2 protein-coding genes are annotated in these 2,966 nt (G+C 45.0%); both read right to left on the reverse strand.

The features are described 5' to 3' along the window. Positions 1-88: 88 nt before the first annotated feature. Positions 89-1,765, reverse strand: a complete 1,677-nt coding sequence (locus tag FWJ59_RS09115; protein WP_414481624.1) for a putative ABC transporter permease subunit — start codon at positions 1,763-1,765, stop codon at positions 89-91. After that, positions 1,762-2,484 carry an ABC transporter ATP-binding protein gene (locus FWJ59_RS09120; protein WP_414481625.1) on the reverse strand — a complete coding sequence of 241 codons (723 nt, stop codon included), beginning with the start codon at positions 2,482-2,484 and terminating at the stop codon, positions 1,762-1,764. The genes FWJ59_RS09115 and FWJ59_RS09120 overlap by 4 nt, the downstream gene beginning before the upstream one ends. Positions 2,485-2,966 lie beyond the last annotated feature (482 nt).

Consider the following 2,966-nt stretch of genomic DNA (forward strand, 5'->3'; position numbering starts at 1 on the left):
AAATCGAGCTTTTTGCCGATGAATTTCTGCTGGAGATACACCGCTATCTCCGCAATAAAGGCCATTGTTTGACTGGTGATTAAGCTTTTTATGCTTCTAATCTCCTATACTGGCTTTCTGCCAGAGTGTACAGAATTGCCAAGGTAGGAATGGCCAGAAAGCCCATCGTAAGCCCCAATGCAGCATGTATAATCCACTCTGAAGCCCTCAGTTGAACGAGTAAAGCTGTTAAAATGGCGGATAGCGCAAGTACGGCCAATGTGAATAGTATGCTAAACAGGCCGTTTAAATTTTGTTTTACTGCTTCCTGCGGGTTATCCCACTCAAGCCGGGGATGCAAGAGGTCAATGAGCAGATTGAGGGCGTTAAGGAGCACATTTCCCAGCAGACAGAGGATAAATATTGTAAACATCCTTATAATAGACAGTTTCAGTGCTATTCCAATGACCGCGGTGGTGACCACTACTCCTATTCCCGATATGGCCATGCTGTGAAGCAGCTTGGCAGTCACCTGTTGCCTTGCCGGTACAGGAATCATCTTGGATATCCAGAAGGTTTTGCCTTCCCTTGAGATGGAAGTGCAGGCTACGATATTGATGCTGGATGCAAACAAAACCAGCCCGGCGCTGCCTAAGGTGACCTGCATGGCGAATTGGGGCTGCCTTATTTGCGTGAGCAATGCTTTCATCTCTTCTGCCCGTGCTATAAAAGGCATCAAAATTAGGAAAGGCACCATTATCATGCCTGCCAGCCCGTTCATGGCATAGACCGGGGTTCTCAAAAACAGCTTCCATTCCTTTAAGAACAGCGCTATTACCGGGGATGAGGCTTTTTCCAACTGTGCATTTATGCTTTGAGCTGAAAGCTTTTTTCTACCGCGATTTACTTCTTGACCGGCCAGTAGCCCTTTATAGAAGAACAGATTGCCCAACCACATCAACAAGCCAAACAGCGTTAAAGAGATCAGTAAATAAAGGATAAAATACATCCAACCTTCTAAAGTTTGCATTGCTAGTCCGTAAGTGGCCCATGTGCTAGGAGGGACCCTTTGCCCGATTAATTTTATGACATCAGCGCGAGCCACTATCATGTCCTGTATGAATTGTTGGGAGTTGCCTTCGGGCAGCTTTTGTGCAAAATAGTTTATTGTTAGGCCCAGTAACAAACCCAGCAGGCTGCCCAGCACTACCATCACATCTCTGTTTTTGCGTATGCTGACAACCCGCATCAGGATGAGGACGAATATTGATACTAGCACCAGGGGTATTACTGGCGTAAGTAGCAATACCAATAGACTTTTAAGCCAATACATCAACCCTGGTCGCATCCCTGTACCGTAAATGATGATGGCAGGAAGCAGCACAGGCCAAGCCACCAGGTATTCGTTTACCGTGATTATTATGAATTTACTGACCAGTATATGGTATGGTTTTAACGGTAAGGGAACCAGGAGGTCGATATCGTTTGAAAAGTAAAATGCTGATATCACGTAAAATATGCCGAATATGAATACCATGAACTGACATGCAAGTATAGCGATGAGCAATACCAGCTCGGGGCTGTTGAGCATCTGACCACCTTTATATACGCCCTGTAAAAATACGGTATAAAGGGCTATTATGGAGCCACCGCCCAGTATGATGGACAAACCTATTAAGATGGGTTCCCAAATGCGCTTTTTCTCCTTTGTGAACCTATAGCGAAGGGCTGAGATTCCAAAATTCACATTCAGGCTGGTAATCAGTAGGCTGATAAACTGCTTCATTGTTCCGTCAACTCCAGAAATATGTTTTCCAGGGTTTCGGATTGCTCTCCGCGGCGCAGCTCATCGAGGGTACCCACCGCTATCAATTTGCCCCTATGGATTATGCCTATCCTGTCGCACAGGCGTTCGGCAACTTCTAGAATATGGGTAGAGAAAAATACCGTATTGCCTTTTTGGCAGTGCTGCCGCATGAGCTCTTTGAGCAGGTGCGAAGACTTGGGGTCTAACCCTACCATGGGCTCATCCATGATCCACAGGGCGGGATTGTGAAGAAGAGCTCCTGCTAGAGCTATCTTCTGCTTCATGCCGTGGGAGTAGCTCTTGATGAGGTCCCCCGCGGCATCGGTGAGGTTAAACATCTCCAGGAAATAGTTGATCCTCTCTTTTCTCAGGGCAACCGGTACCTGGTATATATCTGCCATGAAATTGAGGTATTCCATACCCGTCAAGTTATCGTACACCACCGGATTATCGGGCACATATCCAATGCTCTTTTTTGCCTCTATGGGATTTTTCTGGTTATCGTATCCGTTGACGATGATGCTTCCTTCATCGGGATTTAAAAGCCCAACTATCATCTTGATGGTGGTGGTCTTTCCAGCGCCGTTGGGCCCTAAAAAGCCGAATATTTCTCCTGGCTTTACATGAAGGTTCAATCCATCAACAGCTTTGACTGCTCCCCGGTTGTAGCTCTTGGACAGATTGCTTATCCTGAGCATGGATATGCCCCCCTTTTTTCAAAGTTAAATATATTATACCTGTTATTTGCTGTATTTGCAATTGTAGTCAAATATAGCAGGACTTCAACAATTTAAGAGGATCGAGGTTTGTCTTTTATTTTTGGTTATGTTATAATTCACGTAAAGAAAGGGATTTTATTAAATTAAGGATGGATTTTTTGGGTTTGACGATTCTAACGAGTTACGTGAGAGCGTTTTAAAAATACTTTCTGAAGAGATGAATTTTTTCTCGAGTATGAAAAGTAATAGAGACTTCACAGGTTTCGATGATGAACTATATTCATTTACGGAAGGATGTGGATAGATGGAGTTGACCTTTTGCGGTGGAGCTGCCGAAGTCGGAGCCAGCTGCTATCTATTGCGTATAGATGGTAAGAATATTCTCCTGGATGCGGGGGTCAGGATGGACTCGTCTAAGGATAGCCTTCCTGACCTCCGCGTCATTCAAGAAAAAGGCGGTG

Origin of the sequence: Caldicoprobacter sp. (assembly GCF_047459465.1) — a bacterium.
Lineage (GTDB): Bacteria > Bacillota > Clostridia > Caldicoprobacterales > Caldicoprobacteraceae > Caldicoprobacter.